The organism is Herbaspirillum sp. GW822-FHT03A08 (assembly GCF_058801885.1).
This window is the reverse complement of record NZ_JBXANR010000003.1, coordinates 121,674-148,535: the sequence shown is the minus strand read 5'-3', so window position 1 is coordinate 148,535 and position 26,862 is coordinate 121,674. Positions and strand designations below refer to the sequence as shown.

The following is a 26,862-nucleotide window of genomic DNA, read 5'->3' as shown; positions in this document are numbered from 1 at the left end:
CGCGTGGCGGTTGGCATCAACCATCCGGCATCAGTTCACACGCGCGGCCGGAGCAACTCCAGAATGCCGGTGAGCTCGGTACGCATGACTTCAATCTCTTCCGCGCCCATCGAGATTTCGATCTCTTCGACGATTTCCGGCTGGTCTTCATTGAGATGGCCGTCCAGCTTGTTGCGGGCGCCGCTGATGGTAAAGCCTTGCTCGTAAAGCAGCTCGCGGATACGGCGGATCAGCAGGACTTCATGATGCTGATAATAGCGTCGGTTGCCGCGGCGCTTGACCGGCTTCAACTGGGTAAATTCCTGTTCCCAGTAGCGCAGCACATGCGGCTTCACGCCACACAATTCGCTGACTTCACCGATGGTGAAATAGCGCTTGGCGGGAATCGGCGGCAAGACGATCACCGCAGGTTTATTAACGCGTTCGTTCATGAGTGTGGGTGTACGTTACACAACGAGAGCGAGGGGCTGGCTGCTGGAATCCTCAACCATTTCCTTGAGCTTCTGACTGGCGTGGAAAGTAACGACACGGCGTGCGGTGATAGGAATTTCTTCGCCGGTCTTGGGATTGCGGCCAGGACGCTGCGGCTTGTCGCGCAATTGAAAATTGCCGAAGCCGGAAAGTTTGACGGCCTCACCACGCTCCAGGGCATTGCGAATTTCGTCGAAGAAAGTTTCAACCATGTCTTTTGCTTCACGCTTGTTGAGACCGACCTGCTCGAACAAAAGTTCGGCAAGCTCGGCCTTGGTCAGCGTCGGGAGATTTTTTTCCGCTTGCGAGCGTACCTGGGATTCCAGTACGGCACGTTGTAAGTCGGCATCCAGCACAGATTGAAATTCACTTGAATTCACGTTGTTCATGACGGGTGGTTGGCCTGTTCTCTACCGGTTCTTTATCTATTTGCTTTGTCTGTTATCAAGCACGCAATTTGGCGGCAAGTTTCCCCGTCGCAGCGGCTACGATAGCGGCCATTGCAGCGTCAACAGTGTCGTCCTGGAGTGTGTTTTGAGTATCTTGCAAGGTGAATCGGAAAGCAAGGCTTTTTTCGTCATTTTCCAGACCCTTGCCTTGATATTCATCAAATAAAACAATGGCTTGGATGATCCCGCATGCGGCGTTGCCCTGCTTTTCGGCGGCAAAAATATCGAGCAATTCCTGCACCTGAACAGCCTGTTTGACGACCAGTGCAAGATCGCGCGTGACGGCCGGGAACTTGGAAATTTCCACATACGCAGGCACGTCGCGTTGCTGCAGCGCCAGAGCATCAACTTCAAACACGACCGGCGCCAGCGGCAGGTCGTATTTTTGTTGCAGGCGTGGATGCAGCTCGCCGATCAGGCCGATATTCTTGCCGTCCAGCTCAACCTGAGCCGAACGTCCCGGGTGCAGCGCAGGATGTTCAACGCGTGCAAAACGCAAGGTGCGCGGCGCGAACAAGGCTTCCAGATCGGCCTTGACGTCGAAGAAGTCGACATTGCGGGAATCCTGTCCCCACTGCTCTTCAGCGACCGGGCCATAGGCCAGGCCGGCGACGCGCTTGGGTTGGTGATAACCGGCGACTTCCAGCGGACCATCCTGCACTTGGGCGTCGCGATGGAACACGGCGCCGACCTCAAACACACGCACGCGGTTGGCCTTGCGGTTGATGTTGTATCGCACATTGGCGACCAGGCTGGCGATCAGCGAGGAGCGCATCACGTTCATCTGGCTGGCGATCGGATTGAGCAGCTTGATCGGCGCCTGGTTGCCGGCAAAGTCGGCTTCCCATGCGCTCTCGACGAAACTGAAATTGACCACTTCCTGATAGTCGAGGTCGGCCAGCAGGTGACGGACATCGAACAGCGAGCGAATGTTTTCCGGCGCGATCTTCATGGCGCTGGCGGCAACCGGCGGCAAGGCCGGGATGTTTTCGAAGCCGTAGACCCGCGCAATTTCTTCGATCAGATCTTCTTCGATTTCGATGTCGAAACGAAAAGACGGCGGCGTCACCGCGAACAAGCCCGGCTCTTGCGTAAACTGCAGGCCGAGGCGCGTGAAGATGTTGGCGATCATGTCGTCGGTGATAGCCACACCGATGACCTTGGTGGCGCGTGCGGTGCGCACTTTGACCGGATCACGCTTGGGCAGGTTGACGATCTGGTCGTCGACCGGGCCGACCTTGGTGTCGGCGGTGCCGCAGATTTCGATCAGCAAGGCGGTGATGCGCTCGATGTGATCCACCACGGTGGCGAAGTCAACGCCGCGTTCGAAACGATGTGCAGCATCAGTCGAGAAGTTGTAGCGGCGCGCACGGCCCTGGATCGCTTGCGGGAACCAGAACGCGGCTTCCAGATAGATGTTGGTCGTCTCGAGCGACACCGAGGTGGCATCGCCGCCCATGATGCCGGCCAGCGATTCGAGTTCTTTGTCGTCAGCGATCACACCGACCCATTCGTCGACTTCAACGGTATTGCCGTTGAGGAGCTTGATCTGTTCGCCCTTCTTCCCCCAGCGTACATCGAGGCTGCCGTGGATCTTGTCCAGATCGAACACATGCGACGGACGGCCCAGTTCCAGCATGACGTAATTGGAAATATCCACCAGTGCCGAAATTGGACGCTGGCCGCTGCGTTCAAGGCGCTGCTTCATCCACTGTGGTGTCGATGCTTTGGCATTGAGGCCGAGGATGACGCGACCGGCAAAACGGCCGCACAGATCCGGCGCGGAAATCTTGACCGGCAGTTTTTCGTCGATACTGACGGCGACCTTCTGGAAGGTCGGTTGCTTCAGCGGCGTATCGGTCAACGCCGACACTTCGCGCGCCACGCCCAGCACGGACAAGCAGTCTGCCTTGTTCGGCGTCAACTTGATCGTGAACTTGAGGTCATTCAGCAGGAAGTAATCACGGAAATTCTGACCGACCGGCGCGTCGTCCGGCAGCTCGAGCAAGCCGCCGTGATCTTCCGACAGCTTCAGTTCGCGCGCGGAGCACAGCATGCCTTGCGACTCGACGCCGCGCAACTGACCGACCTTGATCTCGAACGGTTTGCCATCGGCGCCCGGAGGCAGCACGGCGCCGGCCATGGCGCAAGGCACCTTCATGCCAACGCGCACGTTCGGCGCGCCGCAGACGATATTGAGAATGGTGCCGGTCTTGACGTCCACCTGGCAGACGTTCAGGCGATCGGCGTTCGGGTGCTTGGCGATTTCCAGCACTTCGCCGACCACCACGTTGGAGAACGGCGGCGCGACCGCTTCGACTTCTTCCACTTCCAGGCCCGACATTGTCAGCAAGTGCGACAACTCATCCGAAGTCATCTTCGGATTGACCATGGTGCGCAACCAGTTTTCAGAGAATTGCATGATTCAAACCTTCAGCTATGGTCCGGAAGTCCGGACGGTCCACACAGTTCGCAAGGCGGCGCGGATGGCGATGATGATATTCGCGCCGGCCCGGCATCACATTGTTCAATTGAATTGTGTCAGTTAAATTGCTTCAAGAAGCGCAGATCGCCTTCGTAGAACAGACGCAGATCGTTGATGCCATAACGCAGCATGGTCAGACGCTCAAGGCCGGAGCCGAATGCGAAACCGATGTACTGCTCAGGATCGAGCCCCATGTTGCGCACCACGGTCGGATGCACCTGGCCGGCGCCGGACACTTCCAGCCAGCGGCCTTTCAGCGGACCGCTGCCGAAGGCGATGTCGATTTCTGCCGACGGTTCGGTGAACGGGAAATACGACGGACGGAAACGCACCTGCAGGTCGTCAGTTTCAAAGAAAGCCTTGACGAAGTTGAGGTAGACGCCCTTGAGATCAGCGAAGCTGATGTCTTCGGCGATCCACAGGCCTTCGACTTGATGGAACATCGGCGAGTGGGTTGCATCGCTGTCGACGCGATAGGTGCGGCCCGGCGCGATGACCTTGATGGGCGGCTTGTTCATGCGCGCATAGCGTACCTGCATCGGGCTGGTATGCGTGCGCAGCAGCAGCGGCTTGCCTTGCGTGTCGTTGCCTTCAATGTAGAAGGTATCCTGCATCGAACGCGCGGGATGGTTTTCCGGGCTGTTCAGTGCGGAGAAATTGGTCCAGTCGGTTTCGATTTCCGGGCCGTCGGCAACGTCGAAGCCGATCGAGCGGAAGATTTCTTCAACACGCTGCCACGAACGCATCACCGGATGGATGCCGCCCTTGCCACGGCCACGGCCCGGCAGAGTGACGTCGATCGCTTCGGCGTTCAGACGTTCTTGCATCTGTGCGTTGGCCAGTGCATCACGGCGCGCAGTCAGCGCGCTTTCTATCTGCTCTTTGGCGGCGTTGATGACGGCGCCTTGCACCTTGCGCTCTTCCGGAGCCAGCTTGCCAAGGCCCTTCATTTGCTCGGTGATCTGACCGGTTTTGCCGAGATACTTGGCTTTGGCGTTTTCCAGGGCTGCGGCGTCAGGTGCGCCAGCAAAGTCGGCCTGGGCCTGTGCAACGAGTTGTTCTAGGGAATTCATGCGGTAAGTCTCGCTCCATTCAGACAGACATCTGAGTAATCTAAGAACCGATCCGGCTCTGAGAACCTGTTCAACATCTTACTGCGAGCCATGATCCGACCTTTGCTACCGTTGGCTACAGATCTTGAACAAGTTATGACGACGAAGTCGAAAAAACAAATTGAAATACTGAGATTCAAAACGAATACGGGGCACAGGTATTTCACCTCTGCCCCGCAGGATTTGCAGCGCCGTCCGATACCGGACAGCGACTGCAACATAGCTAATTACTTAGCGATGTTGGCTTTCACCTGATTGACAATCGCAGCGAACGCTGGCTTGTCAGTCACAGCCATATCGGCCAGAACCTTACGGTCCAGCTCGATCGAAGCACGCTTCAGGCCGTTCATGAACACGCTGTATGTCACGCCATGCTCACGAGCAGCAGCGTTGATACGGGCGATCCACAGTGCTCGGAAAACGCGCTTCTTGTTGCGGCGGTCACGGTATGCGTATTGGCCAGCGCGCATGACTGCTTGCTTGGCGATACGATAGACGGTGCTGCGGCGACCACGGTAACCCTTGGCTTGCGCCAGGACTTTTTTATGACGGGCACGTGCTGTTACCCCACGTTTAACTCTAGGCATAGTAGCTCCTTAGTGTGAGGTTAAGCGAACGGCAGCATTGCGCGAACGGATGTCATGTTAGTCTCATGGACTCCCACTGCACCGCGCAATTGACGTTTGTTCTTGGTGGTCTTCTTGGTCAGGATGTGACGTTTAAACGCTTGACCGCGCTTAACAGTACCGCCTGGACGGACGCGGAAGCGCTTTTTGGCGCTGCTTTTCGTCTTCATTTTTGGCATAACACTATCTGTCCTTTATTGGACAGCTCCATTTTTTGATGATTGCAGGTGGCAACAATGCGCTGCTCTTGGATGCCTGCTCTCACTTATTGGCAGCAATTTTCATTGCTGCTTTTGCGGGAAACAAAACGACTGCTTCCCGACAAAATCTTCGGTTTCGCTATAGCTGACGCTTGCTGGACCGGAATACGCATCGCAAAGACCTGCCCCTGCGATGCGCGAAAAAGCATGGCTGCTTTTTCTTGAATGTGTTGCTGTTACTTCTTCTTTTTCGGCGCCAGGACCATGATCATCTGGCGTCCTTCCATCTTTGGAAACTGCTCGACCTGGCCAAAGGGCTCCAGGTCTGCCTTCAGGCGCTCCAACACGCGCATGCCGATTTCCTGGTGAGCCATTTCACGGCCACGGAAGCGCAAGGTGATTTTGGTCTTGTCACCCTCTTCCAGGAACTTGGTCAGATTACGCAGCTTGATGTTGTAATCGCCGTCATCCGTGCCAGGGCGGAATTTGACCTCCTTGACCTGAATGACTTTCTGCTTCAGCTTGGCTTCATGAGCTTTTTTCTGCTCCTGATATTTGAACTTGCCATAATCCATCAGGCGAGCAACAGGAGGTTGTGCGGTCGGCGCGATTTCCACCAGATCCACGTTAGCCTCTTCAGCCAGACGGAAAGCTTCAGCCAAATTGACGATACCAAGCGGTTCGTTATTGACTCCGGATAAACGCAATTCCGGTGCAGTAATTTCACCGTTGATGCGATGCGACTTGTCAGTAGCTATTGCAGTTTCCTTTTAACGTCCAATAAATTAAGCCGTGCTCTTGCGCAGGAAGGAGCTTTGCTCCTTTAGGCTTTGGTTTCCACCTCAGTTCTGAGGCGCTCCACCAAGACATCGATAGGCATGACACCCAGATCGACATTGCCTCGCGCACGCACGGCCACTGTATTTGTATCGCGCTCTTTATCGCCGACCACCAGAATATAGGGCGGCTTCTGTAAAGAATGCTGCCGTATTTTATAGGTAATCTTCTCGTTACGCAAATCGGTCACCACTCTAAACCCTTGTTTTTTCAGCGTTTGCGCAACGTTTTTGACGTATTCGGCTTGCGCATCGGAAATATTCAGGATGACAACTTGCTCGGGAGCAAGCCACAGCGGCATGGCGCCGGCATGATTTTCGATCAGAATCGCGATAAAACGCTCCAGCGAGCCGACAATCGCACGATGCAGCATGACCGGCACCTTGCGGTCGTTGTCTTCCGTGACATATTCCGCACCCAGACGCGCCGGCATCGAAAAATCGACCTGCATGGTGCCGCACTGCCAGGAACGTCCGATCGAGTCTTTCAGGTGATATTCGATCTTCGGACCGTAGAAGGCCCCCTCGCCCGGCAGTTCTTCCCATTCGGTGCCGGAGGCGCGAATGGCTTCGCGCAAAGCGTTTTCAGCCTTGTCCCAGACGGCTTCTTCGCCGATGCGTTTTTCCGGACGCAGCGCCAGCTTCACGGCGACATCGGTAAAGCCGAAGTTGTCATAAACTTCGCGAACCACCTTGTTGAAGGCTGCAACTTCGTCCTGGATCTGATCTTCAGTACAGAAGATGTGGCCGTCGTCCTGGGTAAAACCGCGCACGCGCATCATGCCGTGCAGCGCGCCCGACGGCTCATTGCGATGGCATTGACCGAACTCGCCGTAACGCAGCGGCAGGTCGCGATAGCTGTGCAGGCCTGAATTGTAAATCTGGATATGACCCGGGCAGTTCATCGGCTTCAGCGCGTAGGCGCGGTTTTCCGACTCGGTCGTGAACATGTTTTCACGATAGTTTTCCCAGTGACCGGTCTTTTCCCACAGCGAGCGATCCAGGATTTGCGGCGCCTTGACTTCCTGATAGCCGCTGTCCTGATACACGCGGCGCATGTATTGCTCAACCTGCTGCCAGATCGACCAGCCCTTCGGATGCCAGAAAATCAGGCCAGGCGCCTCGTCCTGGAAGTGGAAGAAGTCCAGCGCGCGACCCAGCTTGCGGTGATCGCGCTTTTCGGCCTCCTCCAGCATGTGCAGATAGCTTTCCTGGTCTTCCTTCTTCGCCCAGGCAGTGCCGTAGACTCGCTGCAGCATCTCGTTATTCGAATCGCCACGCCAGTAAGCACCGGCCAGCTTCATCAGCTTGAACACCTTCAGCTTGCCGGTGGACGGCACGTGCGGACCGCGGCACAGGTCGGTGAAGCTACCTTCTGTATAGAGCGAGACGTCCTGATCTTGCGGGATGGACTCAATGATTTCCGCTTTGTAGGCTTCACCGATGGACTTGAAGTAAGCCACCGCCTCGTCGCGCGGCAGCACCTTGCGGGTAACCGGCTCATCCTTTTTGGCCAGCTCGGCCATTTTCTTTTCGATCGCGCTCAGATCTTCCGGGGTAAACGGACGCTTATAGGCAAAGTCGTAATAGAAGCCATTGTCGATCACCGGACCGATGGTCACCTGCGCATCGGGGAACAATTCTTTCACGGCATACGCCAGCAAGTGGGCGGTCGAGTGACGGATCACTTCCAGACCGTCCGCATCCTTGTCGGTAACGATCGCCAGATCGGAATCCTTTTCAATCAGGAAGGAAGTATCGACCAGCTTGCCGTCGACCTTGCCGGCCAGCGCCGCTTTGGCCAGACCCGCGCCGATGTTGGCGGCGACTTGCGCCACAGTGACAGGCGCATCGAATTGACGCTGCGAACCATCGGGGAGACGAACTGAAACCATTTTGAACTCCATCTCGGCATTTTTTGCCGACGCTTGATTTATAGAATGCGGAAAATAAGGACGAAAAAAAACGCGGACCAGCCGCGCTTTTTCAGAAGACGAAAAAGAACCCGACTAGCGTCGCGTAGAGACCTTGGTGGTAGTTCGCGGTGTCATAACCGGTTTGCCTTTCTCGCTCTTACAGATGTTGGGGTATTGCTGAATATGACTGAATGGTTGAAACAACCATGAAGCAGATAAGGATTATAGCAACAATAAAAAAATGTCGCATCCCATGCGTGAAAATACCGATACAAGAGCAGATTCCCGGGGTCCAGTCCTATCTGAAAAGTGACCCCGACGATGAACCTACTCTTGTATCGGTACGATGAAGTGAAGATGCTCCGGACGGCGCCGATACAAGAGGAGATTCCCGCCACCCAGTCCTATCTGGAAAGTGGTGACGCGAAAGGTGAATCTGCTCTGGTATCAGCACAGAAAACTGCAACGAACTGGTTAGAGTACCGATACAAGAGAAGATTCCCGCCACCCAGTTCTATCTGAAAAGTGGTGGCGCGAAAGGTGAATCTACTCTGGTATCGGCACAGCAAGTCGTAACAACGCCGACAAACATGAACGATGCGGATACAAGAGGAGATTCCCGTCACCCAGCCCTATCTGGAAAGTGGCGACGACGAAAGGTGAATCTGCTCTGATATCGGCACGAATGCCAAAAACTGAACATGCGGACAATGACGACCGTATGCGAACGCGCTTAAAACTTATGTATAGAGGAAGATTTACAGATGAATTGCTGCTACAGACATGACCGAAAAGGTCAAAAATGAAGAAGTAATGCGGAGTAACCTTCACCAGCAAGCCGAGCGTTTTTATTGCTTTTTCGACTTACCTCCCGGCTTCGAACCGAGGAACAGCCAACAATATAGCCGACGCAGTTTAGCTTGTCAAGAAACTTTGTACTGCCCCAACAACAACGCCGACAGCAAATGCCTGAAGGCTTACGAATATCGCAATACATTTGTAAATGCGAATGATTTTTATTATATAATTTTTGAGATCGAAAAGATACCGGGCCTCACTTCACCGCCCCACCGCTTTTCAAGGCCGCTTTTACTGCAACCGTCTTATCCGCATATATTCAGCATCCTATCGTGTCCGCCAACAGCCCTTCTGCCGACGCATTTAGCCACCTCTACAGCAGCCATCACGGCTGGCTGTACAGTTGGCTTTGGCGCAAACTCGGCTCGCGCGAAGATGCGGCGGAACTGGCGCAAGACACGTTCGTACGCTTGCTGAGCGCCAAGCCCTCCGATGAACTGGCCGAACCGCGCGCCTACCTGACCACCGTCGCCCATGGGCTGGTGGTCAATCACTGGCGCAAGCTGGCTCTCGAACGCGCCTACCTGAGCGCGCTGGAAGCTCGCCCGGAAATGCTGGCCCCCTCCCCGGAAGAACGCGCCCTCGTCATCGAGACACTCTGCCAGATCGACTCCATGCTGGAACGTCTCGCTCCCAAGGCGCGCCACGCCTTCCTGCTGGCGCAACTCGATGGCCTGACCTATGCCCAGATCGCCGAGCAACTCGGCGTCTCGGATCGCATGATCAAGAAGTACATGGCGCAAGCAATGCTCCAATGTATGCTGCTGGTCGCCCCATGAGCGCCAGCATGCGCAGCAATCAACACGGCAAAGCGGCATCCATGTCGTCGACGCCCGACTTCCCCACCTTGCAGGAAGCCGCCGAATGGTTCGCCCTGCTGCGTGCCGATGACGCCAACAGCCGCGACCGGCAGCGCTGGCAGATCTGGCTCGACGCCGAACCCTCGCATCGCGAAGCCTGGCGCAAAGTCGAAGCCGTCAACGAACAATTCAATATGTTGCCCGGCGAAGTGGCGCGCGATGCGCTGACCGCCAAAGGCGCGCAGCGCCGCAAACTGGCGAAGCAGTTGGCGTTGCTGTGCCTGACGACCTCCGCCGGCGGCCTGCTCGCCACGCGCGCACCGCGCGACTATCTGGTCGCACTCAACGCCCAGTACCGCACCGACATCGGCATCACCCGGAAAATCGTACTGGCAGACGGCTCGCAACTGTGGCTCAACACCGCCAGCGCCGCCGACGCCTACTTCACCGGCGATCTGCGCCGCATCGTCGTGCACAAGGGCGAAGTCCTGATTGAAACTGCTCCGGACCACCATGCGCCGAAACGTCCTCTGGTAGTGGACGTCAGAGATGGCCGGCTGCGCGCCCTCGGCACGCGCTTCACCGTGCGCCTGGGCGACAAGGGTACCCATCTGGCGGTGCTGCAAGGCGCAGTCAGTGTCGAGCCGGCTGACGGCACCGCAACACGCGTGATCGCCGCCGGCAGCGAAGTCAGCTTCGGCAGCAACTGGATCGGCCAGCCCGTCGCCACCGATGAAAGCCGCACCTCCTGGTCGCGCAACATGCTGACCCCGGACAACATACGCCTGGCCGACTTCCTCGACGAACTCAGCCGCTATCGCCGCGGCTACATCGCCTGCTCGCCCGACGTCGCTGATCTGCGCCTGGTCGGCGTCTATCCGCTGGCCGATACCGACCGCGTACTGGCAGCCCTGACCGCCAGCCTGCCGATCAAAGTGCGGCGCATCCTGCCGTGGTGGATCAGCGTCGAACCCGCCTGATTGCCCTCTTAACTATTCCTCTTAAAATATTTTTACCGAAGCGGTTCCCTTTTTTGCGTTTCGCTTGGCAATGGAAAAAGAACTCTGCCGAACACGCAACCCGAAAGGACCGTCATGACCGTTGCTCAACTCCCTGTGCCCACCACACGCTCGCTAACACGCTCGCTGAAAATGCGCCCGCTGCCGCACTACCTGCGACTGGCCTTGCTGACTCTGCCACTGCTGGCGACACTCCCTGCACATGCGCAAAGCGCCGGCGCAAGCACTACAGTCGTGCGCAGCTACAGCATTGCCGCAGCGCCGCTGGGCCAGGCGCTGCGCCAGTTCGCCAGCGAAGCCGGCATCCTGCTTTCCGCCGACGCCAGCCTGACTCAAGGCAAGAATAGTCCCGGCCTCAATGCCAGCGTCTCGGTCAGCCAGGGCCTGCAGCAATTGCTGACCGGCACCGGCCTGGTCGCCGTCATGCAAAACGATGGCAGCTACATCCTGCAATCCGCCGCCGCTTCCGCCGCGCAGGCGCCGCTACCGACCATCGTCGCTTCCAGCAGCCGTACTTCGCAGGCAGATGGCACGTATCGCGTCGTGCCCAGCAGCAGCACCTTGCGCAGCAATGCATCGACGCTGGAAATCCCCCAGATCGTCAATATCGTCCCGGCGCAGGTTCTCTCCGATCAGCGTCCGCGCAATCTGGATGACGCGCTGATCAATGTCAGCGGCATCACCCAGGGCAACACCCTGGCGGGCACGCAAGACACCATCATGAAGCGCGGCTTCGGCGGCAACCGCGACGGCTCCATCATGCGTAACGGCATGCCGCTGGTGCAAGGACGCGGCCTGAACGCCGCTGCGGAAAGCGTGGAGGTGCTCAAAGGCCCATCTTCGCTGCTGTACGGCATCATGGACCCCGGCGGCGTCATCAACGTCGTCAGCAAAAAGCCGCAACTGGAACGCCGCACCTCCATCTCGCTGCTGGGTTCCACCTATGACCACGGCCGCAACGGCGGTGGCGCAACACTCGACACCACCGGCGCCATCGGCGACACCAACCTTGCCTATCGCCTGATCGTCGACCGCGTCGATGAAAACTACTGGCGCAATTTCGGCCAGCATCAGGAAACACTGGTCGCACCATCGCTGGCCTGGTACGGAAAAGAAACGCAAGTTGTCTTCTCTTACGAACATCGCGATTTCCTCTATCCATTTGACCGCGGCACCGCCATCGATTCGCGCACCAGCCGTCCGCTCAATATCCCTGCGGACCGTCGCCTCGACGAGCCCTTCAACAACATGGTCGGCAACAGCGACCTGGTGCAACTGAATGTCGATCACGACATCAACGCCGACTGGAAAGCCCACATCGGCCTGAGCTACAACCGCGAACTCTACGACGCCAACCAGTTACGCATCACCGGCCTGAATCCGGTCACCGGCGTCATCACTCGCAGCAACGACGCTACCCACGGTTCGCTCAGCACGGACAGCTACGGCACCGCCTACCTGCAAGGCAAGACCAATATCGCCGGTCTGCGCAACGATATCCAGGTCGGTGCCGATATTGAATACCGCAAGATTTATCGCGCCGATCTGCTGCGTCAGGCCGCCCCCAATTTCAATTTTCTGAATCCCGTATATGGCACCTTGCAGCCGTCGTCCACCGTATCGGCAAGCGACAGTGACCAGACCGATCTGCTGCACGATCGCTCGCTGTTCATGCAAGACTCACTGTACCTGACCGACAAGTGGATCCTGGTCGGCGGCATGCGCTATCAGGACTACAACCAGTTGGCCGGACGCGGGCGTCCGTTCAAAGCCAACACCAATCTTGCCGGCTCCAAATGGCTGCCGCGCGCCGGTCTGATCTACAAATTGAACGACCAGTTGTCGCTCTACACCAGCTTCACCAAATCGCTCAAGCCGACCTCGACCATCGCGCCCTTCGGGACCGGCGTCGTGATCGACTCCAACGTCGCGCCTGAACAGGCAACTTCATGGGAAGCCGGCGCCAAGTACGACCTGGCCTCCGGCCTGACAGCAACCCTGGCGGTCTACGACATCAAGAAGAAAAATGTGCTGGTGTCGCAGTTCAACGCCGTCACCAACCTGACCGACTACCGTACTGCCGGCGCCGCCCGCTCGCGCGGTATTGAACTGGACGTCACCGGCCAGTTGACCGATCGCTGGAACATCATCGGCAGCTACGCCTACACCGATGCCAAGACCACCGAAGATCCACTCTACGCCGGCCTGCGCATGTGGAACGTCGCCAAGCAAACTGCCGCGCTGTCCGCCGCCTATGACTTCGGCGCCATCGCCGGCGGTGACAAGCTGCGCGCCGGCGCCGGCATGCACTATGTCGCCAAGCGCGCGGGTGATTCGGCCAACAGCTTCATGCTGCCGAGCTACACCACCGCCGACGCCTTCGCTACTTACGACACCAAAATCGGCGGCCAGTCGGTCAAGTTCCAGCTCAATGTGAAGAACATGTTCAACCGTGTTTATTACACCTCGAGCGCGAACCAGTACTTCGTCTCGATGGGTGATGCGCGCCAGGTCTCGCTGCTGACCACGCTGGAATTCTGATCATGCGCGCCGCCGTCGGCCATCACGGATTGGCGCTGTTGCTTGCCACCCTGGGCTTCGGCTCCGGTGTGGCGGCCACCGCAGCCACCGCAGTTGCCGCAGAATCCGTAGTATCCGCCCCTCAGCCGCTGGCGCGGACCACACACGTCAGCGTGTTGCCTGGCTCCGGCCACAGCTGGGGCTTCGCCGCCAAGGATCCGACCCGCCCCTACCTGTTCATCGCGCGCCGCGAAAACGGCCTGACCGTGTTCAACACCGACACGCAGCAAACTGTCCGCACGCTCGACGACAGCACCGGCGCCAACGGCATCGTATTCGTCTCCGATGCGGACCGCGCCTACATCACCAATATGGATGGCTCGCTGACCGTCGTGCGCCTGTCCGACCTCAAGACGCTCAAGCGCCTGCCGGTCGCCGACGCCAACCTCAACAGCGCCGTGTACGAACCAGTCAGCCGCCGCGTCATCATCGCCAGCGGTCGCCGCGCCAACCAGTCGACGCTATATATCCTCGATCCCAAGCAGGATCGCATCGTCGGCGAACGCAACGTCGACATCAAGAAAATCGATCCTCTGCTGGTGCTCGGCGACGGTAACCTGTTGCTGCCGATGCGCGATGAAGGCAAGGTCATTCGCCTCGACGGCAAGACGCTGGAAACGCTGGCGAGCTACAGTTTTCCCGGCTGCGTGCAGCCCAGCGCACTCGCCAGCGACAATGTCAATCGCCGCCTGTTTGTCGCCTGCCGCGGCAAGGCGCCGATCCTGACGATCGCCGACCTCGACAGCGGTTCACCGATCGCCAGCCTGCCGATCACACCGGCGGTCAATGCGCTGGCATGGGACAGCACGCAACGCCGCCTGCTTATCCCGAGCGGCAATGCCGGCAACCTCTCCGTCGTACAACAGGACGACCCCGATCATTACCGCATGCTCGGTTACGTCGGCACGCGCCTGTGGGCGCACAACATGGTGTACGACCCAGCGCGCGGCGCTGCCTATCTGTTCACCATGGACTTCACCCAGCCGGCGGCGGATGCCGCCGGCCACAAGCAAGATCCCGTTTTTCACGCAGACAGCTTCACGGTTCTCACACTCACGCTGAACCCGCCATCGCGTTAATTTTTCTCGCTGTCCAGCGCGGCCGCCAGCACGCGAGCCACATGGACTGCTTCACGCCCGGCACCGTCATGAATCTGATGACGGCAGCTGGTGCCGTCAGCCACCACGATCGCTTCCGCCGCAGCCTTGCGCACCGCCGGCAACAGCGACAACTCCGCCATCGCCATCGATGCCTCGTAGTGCTCCTCTTCGTAGCCGAAACTCCCAGCCATGCCGCAGCAGGATGACTCGATCACAGCGACTTCCACCTGTGGAATCCACTGCAGCACGGTCGGCACCGGACGGAACGCGTCGAAGGCCTTTTGATGGCAGTGACCGTGCAGCACGATCTTGTTGGACGACAGCGGTTTGAGGTCGAGCTTCAACTTGCCGGCCTTGTGTTCCCTCACCAAAAATTCTTCAAACAGGAAAGCCGACTTCGCCAGTTGCTGCGCTTCCTCGCCGTAACCGTAGTTCAGAAACTCATCACGCAAGGACAACAAGCAGGACGGCTCCAGCCCCACCACGGCCACGCCCCGGCGCACGTAGGGCATCAGCGCATCCAGCGTGCGGCGCGCTTCCGCCTTGGCCTGGTCGACCAGTCCCGCCGCCAGATAAGTACGGCCGCAGCACAGCGGGCGTTGCTCGGGCAGCGTGTTGAAATGCACTTTGTAACCGGCTGCTTCCAAAACCCGCTGCGCGGCGCGGGCGTTTTCCGGTTCCATGTTGTTGTTGAAGGTGTCGACGAACAGCAGGACTTCCTTGCCGGTGTTCATCGCCGGTGCGCTCTGCGCATTGCTCAAAAAAGATCTGCGGAAACGCGGCAGCGAACGTTGCGGCGCCAGCCCCAGCAAACCCTTCACCCAGCCTGAAATCACCGGAATCTTTTCCGCCAACGCCAGCGCGCCGCCAACGCTGCCGGCATAGGACGCATACGCCGGCATGTAGGCGATCAGCTTGTCGCGCAGGCTGATACCGTTCTTGCCGGCCCAGGCCGCGCGCGCTTCGATCTTGATCTTTGCCATGTCGACGCCGGTCGGGCAATCGCGCTTGCAGCCCTTGCAGGAGACGCACAGGTCCAGCACTTCCTTGACCTCGGGACTGGCCATGCCCTCGTTGCCGAGCTGTCCCGACAAGGCCAGCCGTACAGTATTGGCGCGGCCGCGAGTGACGTGCTTCTCGTCGCGCGTGACGCGATAGCTGGGGCACATGGTGCCGGCATCGAACTTGCGGCAGTGGCCGTTGTTGTTGCACATCTCGACCAGCTTGGCCAGACCGTCGCTGCGGTCGCCGCCGCTGCCGGGTGCGCTTTCCTTGCCGGTCAGCGGATCACGCCTGACGTTCCATGGCGACCAGTCCAGCGCCGGGCTGTAAGGCAGTTCGCGATAACCTGGCGCAAAGCGGAAGTTGCTAGCGTCATCCATCTTCGGCGGGCGCACGATCTTGTCCGGGTTGAAGCGGTTGTCGGGATCGAACAAGTCCTTGATCTCGCTGAAGGCGGCGTTGAGTTTCGGCCCGTACTGCCATGCCACCCATTCGCCACGGCACAGGCCATCGCCGTGCTCGCCGGAATACGCGCCCTTGTATTTGCGCACCAGCACGGCAGCGGCCTCGGCGATCTCGCGCATGTCCTTGGCGCCGCCGCGGCGCATGTCGAGAATCGGCCGCACATGCAAAGTGCCGACGCTGGCGTGGGCGTACCAGGTGCCTTCGGTGCCGTACTTATGGAACACTTCGGTCAGCTGGCGCGTGTACTCGGCCAGATGCTCCAGCGGCACGGCGCAGTCTTCGATAAAGGACACCGGTTTGCCGTCGCCCTTCATGCTCATCATGATGTTGAGACCGGCCTTGCGTACATCCCACAGCGCCTTTTGCTCATTGGCGTTAGGCATATCGACCACCGAACCCGGCAAGCCGAGATCGCCCATCAGTTCGCCCAGACGCTTGAGCTGCTCCAGTTGCCGGTCGAGATTTTCGCCGGAGAACTCCACCAGCAAAATCGCTTCCGGATGACCGACCAGCGCCTTCTCGATTACCGGTTTGAATGCCGGATTGCTCATCGCCAGATCGATCATGGTGCGATCGACCAGCTCGACTGCAGTCGGTCCCAGCTTGACGATGTGCTGCGTCATGTCCATCGATTGATAGAAGGTCGGGAAGTTGACCACGCCCAGCACCTTGTGCGCCGGCAGCGGTGCCAGCGCCAGCGTAATCTGGCGGCTGTAGGCCAGCGTGCCTTCCGAACCAATCAGAATATGCGCGAGATTGGCGACGCCGTCGTCGGTATAGGCGCGCGGATTCTGGCAATCGAAGATGTCGATGTTGTAGCCGGCCACGCGGCGCAATACCTTGGGAACACGTTCAACGATTTCGCCGCGTTCGCGCTGCGCGATGGCTTGCAAGCCGCGCACAATATCGCCGATGCGGCCATTGCCGGACATCTCAGGCAAGCGGCCGAAGCGGCCTTCAGTACCGTCGGCCAGCACGGCATCGATGGTCAGCACGTTGTGCACCATGTTGCCGTATTCGATCGAGCGCGAGCCGCAGGAGTTGTTGCCCGACATGCCGCCGATGGTGCATTGTGCCGCCGTCGACACATCCACCGGAAACCACAAGCCATGCGGCTTGAGCCAGGCGTTGAGATGATCGAGCACCATGCCCGGCTCGACCGTGATCGTGCGCGCCACCGGATCGAAGTCGACCACCTGATTGAGATATTTGCTGTTGTCGACGATCAGCGCCTCGCCAACCGTCTGGCCGCACTGGCTGGTGCCTGCGCCGCGCGCCAATACCGGCATGCGGTGCTGGCGTGCGACATCCAGCGCAATTTTCAGATCGTCCTGATCGCGCGGCACCACCACGCCCAGCGGCATGATCTGATAAATGGAAGCATCGGTGGCATAGCGACCGCGATCGGCTTTGCCGAACATGACTTCGCCCCGTATCTCGCGCTGCAATTGCATGGCGAATGGCGTAGCGGGTGCAGTGCTCCGCCCGCTCGGGGGAACAAGATGGATGGGCTTGACCAGCATGAGGTAGTCCTGTCAAAAAAACGGGAAAAAAGGGAGCGAAGTTCAGCTCAAGTCATTCAATTCAACTCAATTCGAAATGAATCGGCGGCAATCCGGCGATCTGTCCGATCACCATGCCCGGCGCCTTCGGGAAATACATACCGGTGTAGGAACCGGTAGTGATCACAGTGCCGCCGGGGATGGCGATGCCGCGCTCGCTGCAGTGATTGACCAGCCAGCTCAGCAGACGGCGCGGATCGCCGGCGGGATTGACACCCTGCCCCTTGAACACGTCCTCGCCGTTGAAAGTCAGATGCGCCTCGGGACGGCGGAAGTCGAAGCCATCGCGGTAGTCGCACAGTTCGCCGATCACCAGTGCACCGTGATTTTGCAGATCAGCCAGTTGGCTCAGCCTGGGCACTTCAGGCCATCCGGCGATGCGGCTGGAAACGATTTCGATGGACGCGCCCATGGCGCTGATGCTGTCCATGATCTCCGCCTCGGCAATCGGCGCCGGTCTCGGCGTGAAATCGCAGTCGAAGCAAAACATGATTTCCAGCTCGATCCCCAGCACCGGAAAAGCGCTGCGCCGCAGGGAGGAAGATGCCGGATGAATACCGTTCAGGGGCAACGGGGCGCCTTGCACCGCTCCGATTTCCGTCTTGGAACCGATCTTCCAGCCGCCGATGGTAGCGCGGCTGCGGCGCAGGAAAGCCTGTTGCGCCAGGTAAGCGTCGTCAATGCTCGCGGGTTCCAGCTCGTCCGGCACGATGGCCAGTGTCGCCTGACGGGAATAAGCGTCGCTCAACAGATGGCCGAGTTCTTCAGCCGCAGAAAGTAAAGTCGTCATGGCCATTTATGTCGGTAGTCGGTGGTCAGTGAGGCGAAGGAATGCCGCTGATCAGCGACGGCATTCCTTGCCGGAAGCACTTGTTTTGTACAGTCTGAAAATCAGGCGCGCGCCTTGACCACGTGGCCGCCGGCATCCGGCGTCGTGTTTTCAAACTTGCTGTCCGGCTGCATGCGGAAAGCCAGCAGCACACCGAAGCCCATCAGCACCATGCTGCCGAGGAAAGGCAGTTCCCAGTTGCCGGTCTTGTCGATCAGGTAGCCCGACAGCACCGGCGAGATGATCGCGGCCAGCGCCGAACCGGTATTCATCATGCCGCTGGCGGTGCCCGAATACTCCGGCGCGATATCCATCGGAATCGCCCACATCGGACCGATCGTCATTTCCGCGAAGAAGAAACCGGCGCCCAGGCTCAGGATCGAGACGTAAACATTGTGCGTAAACATCAGCGGCAGCAGCGACAGCAAGGTCAGCAGCATGCACACCGACACCATATAGCTCCGGGCACGTTTGAGATTGCCGGTGTTTTTCAAAATCTTGTCGCTGACGATGCCGCCCAGAGTGTCTCCCACCACGCCTGCAAAGAACACGCTGGAAGCAAACAGCGCCGACTTCTTGATGTCGAGGTCATAGCTGTGCAGGAAGTATTGCGGGATCCAGCTCAGAAACAGCCACAGCGTCCAGCCGTAGCAGAAGTAGACGATGGTGACCGGCATCATGCGCTTGAACAGCGGGCCCCAAGGAATCTGCGGGTTCTTCTTTTTGCCGGCCGGCAGGATCGCCAGTTCTTCCGACGTGATGCGCGGATGCCTGGCGGGATCTTCGGTGAACACGAAAGCCCAGACGATCACCCACACCAGGCTGAACGCGCCGAAGATGTAGAACGATTCACGCCAGCCATGCTCCGCCATGATCCACACCACCGCCGCCGGCGCCACCGCATTGCCGATGCGTGCAAAAGCGTGGGTGATGCCTTGGGCAAAACCGCGTTTGTCTTTCGACACCCAGCGCGACATCGCCGTCGTCGCCGCCGGGAAGGTAGCGCCTTCACCGAGACCGAGCAGCAGACGCGCCAGCAGCAAGGACACCAGACCGCCCGCAAAACCGGTCAGCACCGTCGCCAGCGCCCACAGCAAGCCGCAATAAATCAGCGTGCGGCGCGCACCGAACTTGTCGCTGACCCAGCCGCCGATGATCTGAAACACTAAATAGGGATAAGCAAAGGCGGAAAAGACCAGACCGATTTCCGTCTTCGAGAGGTTGAATTCCTTGGCAAAACCGGCCGCGGCGGTGCTGACGTTGACGCGATCGAGATAGGTGATGAAATACATCATGCATAACATCAATAGCACGACCGTGGTCGCGCGCAAACGCAGGTGTCTCATTGCATTGTCTCCAGTATTGGTACACCGGCGCGCCGTGAAACAGCTTTCTCGGGCTGCTTCGATTCCTCTGCGGGATGTTGCTTCGCCGGGTTTTCGTTATTGATCCACGTGACCGGCGCAGCGCTTCTTGATGAATGCGTGCTGCCCGGCGTTCTTTCCTCCGCTATTGCTTTTGCTTGCCCCGCCGGTTGCGCTCCTTACGGCGCAAACGGCGGGGATACAACCGGCTGATATTTAATTCAGGCGACCTTTAGCGCCGGCTTGTTTTTCTTGGCGGTCAGGTTCTCCATCGCCGCCTGCACGCCGCTGCCGGCCAGCTTCACACCCGCCAGCTTCAGGCCCATTTCGCAGCCGGCCAGCGTCGCCATCAAGGTCAGGTCGTTGGCTTCTCCCAGATGGCCGATGCGGAACATGCCGCCCTTCATCTTGCCGAGGCCGGTGCCGAGCGACATGTTGAAGTTTTCGTAAATCACCTTGCGGATTGCATCGGCGTCGAAACCGGCCGGCGTCATCACGCCCGTCAACACCGGTGAATACACAGCCGGATCGGCGCACTGGATTTCCAGCCCCCAGGCCGTGACCGCCTTGCGGCAAGCTTCGGCCAGACGTTCGTGACGCGCGAAGACGTTGTCCAGGCCTTCGCCGAGAATCATCTCCAGCGCTTCGGACAAGCCGTAGAGCAGATTGGTGTTCGGTGTGTACGGCCAGTAGCCGGTGGCGTTCATCTCGATGATTTCAGTCCAGCCCCAGAAAGCCTTCGGCAGCTTTGCGCTCTTGCCGGCTTCGATGGCCTTCTTCGAGACGGCGTTGAAGCTGATGCCCGGCGGCAGCATCAGACCCTTTTGCGAACCGGAAACGGTGACGTCGACGCCCCACTCGTCATGGCGATAATCCGCCGACGCCAGGCCGGAAATCGTATCCACCAGCAGCAGCGCCGGATGGCCTGCAGCATCGATGGCCTTGCGCACCGATGCGATATCGGAGGTCACTCCGGTCGAGGTCTCGTTGTGCACCACGCAGACGGCCTTGATCTGATGACCGCTGTCTTTGCGCAGACGCTCTTCAATCAGATCGGCCTGCACGCCGCGGCGCCAGCCTTCGATGCCGGGCAAGCCGAGGAACTCCGGCTTCAGTCCCAGCGCTTCGGCCATCTTCTTCCACAGCGTGGCGAAGTGACCGGTTTCGTACATCAGCACAGTGTCGCCTGGGCTCAGGGTATTGGTCAGCGCCGCTTCCCAGGCGCCGGTGCCCGACGCGGGGTAGATGACGACAGGTTGCTCGGTCTTGAAAATCTTCTTGATGCCGGCCAGCACCTGCAAACCCAGCGCGCCGAATTCGGGACCGCGATGGTCGATGGTTGGCAAGCTCATGGCGCGCAGGATGCGATCAGGCACAGGGCTCGGACCAGGGATTTGCAGGAAATGACGGCCGGCTGGATGAAAGTCTAGTTTTAACATTTACTCCTCCTTTGAAATCTGTCTTTTATCGAATTTTGTATTTTGCATGCAAAATACTTTAGCAGCGAGATTCAGAGAGGTAAAGGTTTTTTTGATCCCGGCAGTCCTTACTTCAGGTATGGAGTGGGTGCGCGATTTTGGTAAAAACCGCGTAAATAGATATACTTAGGATCACCAATACGGATTGACGGGCAATATTTTTCATCCATACCACAGTCAAAAGCTGGTATTTTTGGCAATGAAACGATCCCTGCTAAAATACGCCTCAGTAGGACATAAAGGATTTTGAATGCAAAATTCAGCTATCAACGCCATGATTGAACTCGATAAAGCCGAGACACCGAACACCCCTGCCGCCCTGCCGAAACTGGAGCGCCAGCGCCTGCACGACACCGTCGTCGAGCATTTGCGTAATCTGATCGTGGAGGCGGTGCTGCCGCCCGGCACTAAATTGAATGAGCGCGAGCTGTGCGAAACGCTCGGCATTTCCCGCACGCCGCTGCGCGAAGCATTGAAGGTATTGGCTGCCGAAGGCCTGATTGAGATCTCTCCCAACCGCGGCGCGTCGGTGTCGAAGATGTCCGAAACCGAGATCTGGGAAACCTTTGAACTGATGAGCGGCCTGGAAGCGATGTCCGGCGAACTGGCGTGCGAACGCATCACCCCGGTGGAAGTCGCCGAAATCAAGGCGCTGCACTACGCCATGCTGGCCTGCAAAGCGCAGAACGACCTGCCCGGCTACTACAGCCGCAACCAGACCATCCACAACAAGATCAACGAAGCCGCGCGCAACTCGGTGCTGCATCAGACCTACCTGGGACTGAACCGCCGCCTGCAGGCGCTGCGCTTCAAGTCCAACTTCCGCCCCGAAAAATGGGACAGCGCCGCGCACGATCACGACGAAATGGTCAAGGCGCTGGAAGCGCGCGACGGCAAACGCCTGGCGGCGATCCTGCGCCAGCATTTGCTGGACAAGCGCGACGCCGTACTCAATGTTCCGGTGCCGGTGACTGCAAGTGAAGTACCTGCGGGGAAAACGAATAATCAATAAAAACAGCTGTGATTTGTCGCTGAGAGCCATCGCTTGCGATGGCTTTTTTTATGGCTGGAGCGAATATATCCTTACTGCTGCCGCATCGGGGAATTGCTGCAGCATCACTGAACCGGCCGGCTATTCTTCGCCATCAGGGGAAGGTCAAGTCCAGACCGAGCGTTCTGGCAAGGACGACAGTGACAAGCCCCAGGCCCAGGAGCGATAGCACGAAAACTGCGGCCACCTTGCCGCCCGCGCGTAGCACCGCGCGCGTCTCTTTTTTTGTCTCCGTCTCCTTCTTCCCTTGATCGTAATGCCACTTGATGGCAAAGAACATGCCTATGCCGAGCACGAAAACCTTAAACGTAACGAAGACTATCGGAACCCAATCCATTTTGAATATTTCCAGGCTATTACTTGACACTATCCATCGTGAGGAGCACGCCCTCAAAACGCTGCTTCAGCAGCTTCATTTTTTGCTCAAACCATCCATCCAGGCATTCTGCCTGGATCTTTCATTATCTCTACCTATGCCGCCATGCAAGGATGGTGTTGCTGCACGTCCTGACGCATACTACCTAAAAGCAATTTCCATACATTGAGACAAAATGTCCCAGTCAACAACCATACAAGATGAAAATTTGCCGCTCTGGTTGCCGCGATTGGCCATGCACGGCGGGCCACGTTTTTTGCAGATTGCCGATGCGTTGCAGGCGGCAGTGGCGGAAGGATCGCTGAAACCGGGCGACCGTCTGCCTCCGCAGCGCCAGTTGGCGGCGCAGCTGGACGTCGACCTGACGACAGTCACGCGCGCATACGACGAAGCCAGACGCCGCAACTTGCTGGAGGGCCGCGGCGCTCGAGGCACTTATATCGCGGCGCCGAAAGTTGAATTGACCTCGGTCCTCGACCTGAGCATGAATACCCCGCCACCGCCGGAGGGCGTGGACTTCGACGACATGTTGAAACAAGGTTTGTCTCAAGTATTGATGCGGGCAGACAATGAATTGCTGATGACTTACCACTTGGCCGGTGGAAGCGACTCCGACCGCAAGGCTGGAGCCAAATGGCTGGCACCGATGTTCGGACAGCTGGATTCTCGACAGGTTGTTGCCTGTCCGGGTGCGCAAGCGGCGATCGCCGCATTGATCCTTGCGCTGACGGAGCCTGGCGATGTCATCCTGGCAGAACCAATGAGTTATCCCGGTTTGCGTGCCGCAGCGACCCAATTCGGCCGGCACATCATTGCGGTGGAAGCGGACGAGTACGGAATGCTGCCTGAGATGCTTGAAAAAGCGTGCCGCCGGCACAAGCCCGGGCTGGTCTACCTCAATCCGACATTGCAGAACCCGACCGCCATCACCGTGCCGGAACGCCGTCGCAAAGAGCTCGCCGGCATCGCGAAGCGCTGCAATGTACGCATCGTCGAGGACGATCCCTACTGGCTCCTTGCCGATGCCCCGCCGCCACCTATTGCCACGCTTGCCCCGGAACAGGTGTACTACATCTCAACCCTGTCAAAATGCCTGACGCCCGGTTTGCGTGTCGCCTTCGTGCTGATACGCGACCCGCACGAACGCGAACGTTTCCTGGTCGCGCTAAGATCATTTGCGCTGATGGTTGCTCCTCTGACGGCAGCACTGGCCACGCAGTGGATCTTCGACGGTTCGGCGAACGGATTGATGGAAGGTGTACGCAAGGAGGCGCGCCTGCGCCACCGGATGGCTCGGGATATTCTGGCGGGGCGATACAGCGGCGCCGGAGACGGCCTGCATGTATGGCTCGAGTTACCGGCGTATTGGAACTCCTCCCAGCTTGCGCGTGCCGCCGACAGCGAGGGCATCGCAGTCACGCCGGCGGAGGCATTCGCAACTGGCGGCCGATCCGTGAATGCAATTCGGATCTCTTTGGGTAGCATCAAGGACCGCGGACGCTTACAGGCCGGTCTTCAACGGCTGTCTCATCTGCTTGCGCGGCGGCCCGAGTCGTTCAGCGCTGCTGTGGTTTAACTGGCCGGGAAACACGGCGCTTCATCCGGGAGCTCTCGCAATGGAATGTTTGAAAGAAGAGTATTCCTGGCGAGAAGAGAAGATTACCTGGGAAAGAAAAGCAGAAAAAACGGCGCACAAAAAGAAAAAACGGAAGCCGCACTGCGCTTCCGTTTTTTACATTTGATGCTGTTTGTCGAAACGGTCATGATGACCTGCTTCGATACCAATATTCAACAACATCAAGAATATTGGTAGGCACGATTGGACTCGAACCAACGACCCCTACCATGTCAAGGTAGTGCTCTAACCAGCTGAGCTACGCGCCTAGTGAAGAAGCGAGATTATAGGGGCATTTTTTATTTTTGGCTAGTCTTGGCGAAAAGTTTTTTAAAAAATCTTGTTCGCCGCTTCTTCCGACATCTTTCAGCAACTAGCCAACCCGCCGCAAAGCCTACTGGCGTCTGGCTTCCAGCACGCCCTTCACTTCGCGGATCACCGCCAGCGCCTTGATTAATTGCGCGGTCGAGCCGATCTCGGCAGTGAATCCCATGCGCGCCTGCCCCTTCACGCTTTGCGTGCTGACGCCGATGACGTTGATCTTTTCGCGCAGGAAAATTTCTGAAATATCGCGCAGCAGGCCCTGACGATCGCCTGCCAGCACGAAGATGTCCACCGGATAAACCGTGTCCTTGCCGGAGCTGCCCCATTCGGTCTGGATGACGCGTTCGGGCGCCTTGCTGCTCATCTCGGCGAAGTTCTTGCACGTCAGCCTGTGGATGGATACGCCCTTGCCGCGCGTGACGAAGCCGACGATGCTGTCCGGCGGCGCCGGTTTGCAGCAGCGCGCCAGCTGCGTCATCAGGCCTTCAGTGCCGACCACCAGCACGCCGGATTTGGCGCCTTGCACCACGCTCGATGCGCGGCTCTTGCGGGTGATGGAGGCTTCGTCGGGTTCGGCGTGTTTGCTTTCCTTGCCCTCTTCGCCTTCGTGCAGCATCTGTTCGATCTGGCGCGGGCTGAATTCGTCCTTCCCCAGCGACAGGCACAGATCGTCGACCTTGGCGAAGCCTAGCTTGTGCGCGAGTTCTTCCAGATTGACTGCGGTCTTGCCTTCGCGTTGCAGCGTTTTTTCCAGCACGGTGCGGCCGTGGGCCAGCGTCTCTTCCTGTTCGATGGCGTTGAACCAGGCGCGCACCTTGGAACGCGTGCGCGAACTGGCGGCGTAACCCGGGCTCAGCCAGTCGCGCGACGGCCCCACACCAGGGCCGCTCTTGACGGTGATGATGTCGACGGTCTGGCCGTTTTTCAGCGGCGTGTTCAGCGGCACCATCACGCCATCGACGCGCGCGCCGCGGCAACGATGGCCGACGTCGCTGTGCAAGTGATACGCGAAGTCGATCGGCGTGGCGCCGTTGGGCAGCTCGATCACGCGCGCTTGTGGCGTCAGTACGTAGATGCGCTCGTCAAGCGTGGTCGACTTGAGCTTCTCGACCCAGTCGCGGCGCACTTCTTCCTGCTCGACCACGGCGTCGGAGACTTCGCTCTTCCATGCCAGCAGCTGACGCAGCCAGGCGATCTTTTCATCGTACTTTTGCGCCGCGAAATTGGAGCCGCCGCTTTCCTTGTAGCGCCAGTGCGCCGCCACGCCGTATTCGGCGAAATGATGCATCTCGTGCGTGCGGATCTGCACTTCCAGCGGACGGCCGTCTTCGGCGATCACGACCGTGTGCAGCGACTGATAGCCGTTCTGCTTGGGACGTGAAATGTAATCGTCAAACTCTTTGGGAATCGGCACCCAGATGTTGTGGATGATGCCGAGCACCGTGTAGCACGTCTTGATGTCGTCCACGATGACGCGGAAGGCGCGCACGTCGTACAGCTCGGAGAAATCGATGGCCTTGCCGCGCATCTTGTTCCAGATGCTGTAGATGTGCTTGGGGCGGCCGGAGACTTCCGCCTTGATGTCGGCGGCGGTCAGCTCGGTACGCAGACGGTCGATGGCGGTGGCGACAAACTCCGCGCGCTCGATGCGCTTTTCTTCCAGCATCTTAGCGATGCGTTTATAGGTGGCCGGCTCAATGAAGCGGAAGGACAAATCCTCCAGCTCCCACTTGAGCTGCCAGATGCCGAGGCGATTGGCCAGCGGCGCATAGAGGTCGAAAGTCTCGCGCGCATATTGCGCGGTGCCTTCGTTCTCCAGCTTGTTCTCGGCGAAGTAGCGCAAGGTGGTCACGCGCGAAGCCAGGCGCACCAGTACCACGCGCATGTCGCTGGCCATCGCCAGCAGCATCTTGCGCAAGGTCTCAACCTGCGCCGCAGCCTGTTGCGCCGCGTTCTTGCCGCGCAAGACTTCTTGCGGATGCTGGAAGGTCAGACTATGAAAACGCATCAACTGGCGCACACCCGCAACCAGATCGGTGATGTCCTTGCCGAAGCGTTCTTCAATCAACGCCGCAGCATCCAGATCAAGCACGTGCAACTCGAACAGCAGACCGGCGATGCGTGTTTCAGCGTCGACGTTCAGCGCGGTCAGCACGCTGACCACGCCCTGCACGAACTGCAAGGCATCCTGCCCCGATGGAATCGGCTTGCCGGCATACAGAGGCGCGACGAACGCCAGCGCGCTCAATACGCGCGCGGCGTCATCCGGACTCAATCCGGCGACGATGGGGGCGGTGCCCTCTTGCGGAACTGCGACGACTGAAACCATGAAACCTTGCTTGGA

The 26,862-nt window shown here is 58.7% G+C and carries 21 protein-coding genes and 1 tRNA gene; 7 read left to right on the top strand and 15 right to left on the bottom strand.

Translation table 11 applies throughout. The annotated features are described in order from the left end of the window. Positions 1 to 35: 35 nt before the first annotated feature. The 8 genes from AC1RN6_RS09805 to thrS form a co-directional block, all read right to left on the bottom strand. Positions 36 to 431 carry a MerR family transcriptional regulator gene (locus tag AC1RN6_RS09805; protein ID WP_493004971.1) on the bottom strand — a complete coding sequence of 132 codons (396 nt, stop codon included), beginning with the start codon at positions 429 to 431 and terminating at the stop codon, positions 36 to 38. A gap of 15 nt (positions 432 to 446) precedes the next feature. Further along, positions 447 to 860: an integration host factor subunit alpha gene (locus AC1RN6_RS09800; RefSeq protein ID WP_050476750.1), complete on the bottom strand. Its 414-nt coding sequence runs from the start codon at positions 858 to 860 to the stop codon at positions 447 to 449. A gap of 55 nt (positions 861 to 915) precedes the next feature. Next, on the bottom strand, positions 916 to 3,342 hold the full coding sequence (gene pheT / locus AC1RN6_RS09795; RefSeq protein ID WP_493004968.1) for a phenylalanine--tRNA ligase subunit beta: 2,427 nt from the start codon (positions 3,340 to 3,342) through the stop codon (positions 916 to 918). Between the two features lie 119 nt (positions 3,343 to 3,461). After that, positions 3,462 to 4,478, bottom strand: coding sequence for a phenylalanine--tRNA ligase subunit alpha (gene pheS / locus AC1RN6_RS09790; RefSeq protein WP_493004966.1), 1,017 nt, complete (start codon positions 4,476 to 4,478; stop codon positions 3,462 to 3,464). A 266-nt stretch (positions 4,479 to 4,744) separates the two neighbouring features. Further along, positions 4,745 to 5,104: a 50S ribosomal protein L20 gene (gene rplT / locus AC1RN6_RS09785; RefSeq protein WP_007882754.1), complete on the bottom strand. Its 360-nt coding sequence runs from the start codon at positions 5,102 to 5,104 to the stop codon at positions 4,745 to 4,747. 20 nt (positions 5,105 to 5,124) lie between these two features. Continuing rightward, a complete protein-coding gene (rpmI, locus tag AC1RN6_RS09780; protein ID WP_007882755.1) occupies positions 5,125 to 5,322 on the bottom strand; it encodes a 50S ribosomal protein L35 in 198 nt (65 codons plus the stop codon). A gap of 257 nt (positions 5,323 to 5,579) precedes the next feature. Then, a complete protein-coding gene (gene infC, locus AC1RN6_RS09775; RefSeq protein ID WP_081493440.1) occupies positions 5,580 to 6,101 on the bottom strand; it encodes a translation initiation factor IF-3 in 522 nt (173 codons plus the stop codon). Positions 6,102 to 6,166: 65 nt separating this feature from the next. Further along, the gene (thrS, locus tag AC1RN6_RS09770; protein ID WP_493004964.1) at positions 6,167 to 8,074 is read right to left on the bottom strand and encodes a threonine--tRNA ligase; all 1,908 of its coding nucleotides are present in this window, start codon (positions 8,072 to 8,074) and stop codon (positions 6,167 to 6,169) included. A 1,151-nt stretch (positions 8,075 to 9,225) separates the two neighbouring features. Between thrS and AC1RN6_RS09765 the strand changes: the two genes are divergently transcribed. The 4 genes from AC1RN6_RS09765 to AC1RN6_RS09750 all read left to right on the top strand — a co-directional run bounded on the left by AC1RN6_RS09765 (position 9,226) and on the right by AC1RN6_RS09750 (position 14,431). Next, positions 9,226 to 9,732, top strand: coding sequence for a sigma-70 family RNA polymerase sigma factor (locus AC1RN6_RS09765; RefSeq protein ID WP_493004963.1), 507 nt, complete (start codon positions 9,226 to 9,228; stop codon positions 9,730 to 9,732). An 8-nt stretch (positions 9,733 to 9,740) separates the two neighbouring features. Further along, the gene (locus tag AC1RN6_RS09760) at positions 9,741 to 10,733 is read left to right on the top strand and encodes a FecR domain-containing protein (protein WP_493004961.1); all 993 of its coding nucleotides are present in this window, start codon (positions 9,741 to 9,743) and stop codon (positions 10,731 to 10,733) included. Positions 10,734 to 10,847: 114 nt separating this feature from the next. After that, positions 10,848 to 13,313, top strand: coding sequence for a TonB-dependent siderophore receptor (locus tag AC1RN6_RS09755; RefSeq protein WP_493004959.1), 2,466 nt, complete (start codon positions 10,848 to 10,850; stop codon positions 13,311 to 13,313). A gap of 2 nt (positions 13,314 to 13,315) precedes the next feature. Further along, a complete protein-coding gene (locus tag AC1RN6_RS09750) occupies positions 13,316 to 14,431 on the top strand; it encodes a YncE family protein (RefSeq protein WP_493004957.1) in 1,116 nt (371 codons plus the stop codon). Here the strand turns inward: AC1RN6_RS09750 and AC1RN6_RS09745 are convergent. The 4 genes from AC1RN6_RS09745 to AC1RN6_RS09730 all read right to left on the bottom strand — a co-directional run bounded on the left by AC1RN6_RS09745 (position 14,428) and on the right by AC1RN6_RS09730 (position 21,113). Next, entirely contained in the window at positions 14,428 to 17,442 is a 3,015-nt protein-coding gene (locus AC1RN6_RS09745; RefSeq protein WP_493004955.1) for an FAD-binding and (Fe-S)-binding domain-containing protein, read from the bottom strand. The genes AC1RN6_RS09750 and AC1RN6_RS09745 overlap by 4 nt on opposite strands. Before the next feature lie 61 nt (positions 17,443 to 17,503). Further along, on the bottom strand, positions 17,504 to 18,271 hold the full coding sequence (locus tag AC1RN6_RS09740; RefSeq protein ID WP_493004953.1) for a 2-keto-4-pentenoate hydratase: 768 nt from the start codon (positions 18,269 to 18,271) through the stop codon (positions 17,504 to 17,506). A 101-nt stretch (positions 18,272 to 18,372) separates the two neighbouring features. Further along, positions 18,373 to 19,656: an MFS transporter gene (locus tag AC1RN6_RS09735; protein WP_493004952.1), complete on the bottom strand. Its 1,284-nt coding sequence runs from the start codon at positions 19,654 to 19,656 to the stop codon at positions 18,373 to 18,375. 239 nt (positions 19,657 to 19,895) lie between these two features. Continuing rightward, the gene (locus tag AC1RN6_RS09730) at positions 19,896 to 21,113 is read right to left on the bottom strand and encodes a pyridoxal-phosphate-dependent aminotransferase family protein (RefSeq protein WP_493004951.1); all 1,218 of its coding nucleotides are present in this window, start codon (positions 21,111 to 21,113) and stop codon (positions 19,896 to 19,898) included. 289 nt (positions 21,114 to 21,402) lie between these two features. On the opposite strand from AC1RN6_RS09730, the gene AC1RN6_RS09725 reads away from it, so the two are divergent. After that, on the top strand, positions 21,403 to 22,164 hold the full coding sequence (locus AC1RN6_RS09725; RefSeq protein ID WP_493004949.1) for a GntR family transcriptional regulator: 762 nt from the start codon (positions 21,403 to 21,405) through the stop codon (positions 22,162 to 22,164). Between the two features lie 133 nt (positions 22,165 to 22,297). Here AC1RN6_RS09725 and AC1RN6_RS09720 read toward each other — a convergent pair whose 3' ends face one another. Next, a complete protein-coding gene (locus AC1RN6_RS09720; RefSeq protein ID WP_493004947.1) occupies positions 22,298 to 22,540 on the bottom strand; it encodes a hypothetical protein in 243 nt (80 codons plus the stop codon). Between the two features lie 214 nt (positions 22,541 to 22,754). Between AC1RN6_RS09720 and AC1RN6_RS09715 the strand changes: the two genes are divergently transcribed. Both AC1RN6_RS09715 and AC1RN6_RS09710 read left to right on the top strand, forming a co-directional pair. After that, entirely contained in the window at positions 22,755 to 24,155 is a 1,401-nt protein-coding gene (locus tag AC1RN6_RS09715; RefSeq protein WP_493004945.1) for an aminotransferase-like domain-containing protein, read from the top strand. A gap of 45 nt (positions 24,156 to 24,200) precedes the next feature. After that, complete coding sequence (locus tag AC1RN6_RS09710; protein WP_493004943.1) at positions 24,201 to 24,392, top strand: hypothetical protein; 192 nt, start codon at positions 24,201 to 24,203, stop codon at positions 24,390 to 24,392. Here AC1RN6_RS09710 and AC1RN6_RS09705 read toward each other — a convergent pair. Continuing rightward, a tRNA-Val gene (locus AC1RN6_RS09705) sits at positions 24,387 to 24,463 on the bottom strand. The genes AC1RN6_RS09710 and AC1RN6_RS09705 overlap by 6 nt on opposite strands. A 125-nt stretch (positions 24,464 to 24,588) precedes the next feature. Continuing rightward, a complete protein-coding gene (locus AC1RN6_RS09700; protein WP_493004941.1) occupies positions 24,589 to 26,847 on the bottom strand; it encodes a RelA/SpoT family protein in 2,259 nt (752 codons plus the stop codon). Positions 26,848 to 26,862 lie beyond the last annotated feature (15 nt).

Bases quoted from the DNA above. Each gene is read 5' to 3' on its own strand.
- rplT (WP_007882754.1), bottom strand. From the start codon at position 5,104: ATGCCTAGAGTTAAACGTGGGGTAACAGCACGTGCCCGTCATAAAAAA.
- rpmI (WP_007882755.1), bottom strand. From the start codon at position 5,322: ATGCCAAAAATGAAGACGAAAAGCAGCGCCAAAAAGCGCTTCCGCGTC.
- AC1RN6_RS09700 (WP_493004941.1), bottom strand. From the start codon at position 26,847: ATGGTTTCAGTCGTCGCAGTTCCGCAAGAGGGCACCGCCCCCATCGTC.
- pheT (WP_493004968.1), bottom strand. From the start codon at position 3,342: ATGCAATTCTCTGAAAACTGGTTGCGCACCATGGTCAATCCGAAGATG.
- AC1RN6_RS09800 (WP_050476750.1), bottom strand. From the start codon at position 860: ATGAACAACGTGAATTCAAGTGAATTTCAATCTGTGCTGGATGCCGAC.
- AC1RN6_RS09720 (WP_493004947.1), bottom strand. From the start codon at position 22,540: ATGGATTGGGTTCCGATAGTCTTCGTTACGTTTAAGGTTTTCGTGCTC.
- AC1RN6_RS09760 (WP_493004961.1), top strand. From the start codon at position 9,741: ATGCGCAGCAATCAACACGGCAAAGCGGCATCCATGTCGTCGACGCCC.
- AC1RN6_RS09710 (WP_493004943.1), top strand. From the start codon at position 24,201: ATGTTTGAAAGAAGAGTATTCCTGGCGAGAAGAGAAGATTACCTGGGA.
- AC1RN6_RS09725 (WP_493004949.1), top strand. From the start codon at position 21,403: ATGCAAAATTCAGCTATCAACGCCATGATTGAACTCGATAAAGCCGAG.
- AC1RN6_RS09735 (WP_493004952.1), bottom strand. From the start codon at position 19,656: ATGAGACACCTGCGTTTGCGCGCGACCACGGTCGTGCTATTGATGTTA.
- AC1RN6_RS09755 (WP_493004959.1), top strand. From the start codon at position 10,848: ATGACCGTTGCTCAACTCCCTGTGCCCACCACACGCTCGCTAACACGC.
- AC1RN6_RS09750 (WP_493004957.1), top strand. From the start codon at position 13,316: ATGCGCGCCGCCGTCGGCCATCACGGATTGGCGCTGTTGCTTGCCACC.
- pheS (WP_493004966.1), bottom strand. From the start codon at position 4,478: ATGAATTCCCTAGAACAACTCGTTGCACAGGCCCAGGCCGACTTTGCT.
- AC1RN6_RS09740 (WP_493004953.1), bottom strand. From the start codon at position 18,271: ATGACGACTTTACTTTCTGCGGCTGAAGAACTCGGCCATCTGTTGAGC.
- AC1RN6_RS09715 (WP_493004945.1), top strand. From the start codon at position 22,755: ATGTCCCAGTCAACAACCATACAAGATGAAAATTTGCCGCTCTGGTTG.
- AC1RN6_RS09805 (WP_493004971.1), bottom strand. From the start codon at position 431: ATGAACGAACGCGTTAATAAACCTGCGGTGATCGTCTTGCCGCCGATT.
- AC1RN6_RS09730 (WP_493004951.1), bottom strand. From the start codon at position 21,113: ATGTTAAAACTAGACTTTCATCCAGCCGGCCGTCATTTCCTGCAAATC.
- AC1RN6_RS09745 (WP_493004955.1), bottom strand. From the start codon at position 17,442: ATGCTGGTCAAGCCCATCCATCTTGTTCCCCCGAGCGGGCGGAGCACT.
- thrS (WP_493004964.1), bottom strand. From the start codon at position 8,074: ATGGTTTCAGTTCGTCTCCCCGATGGTTCGCAGCGTCAATTCGATGCG.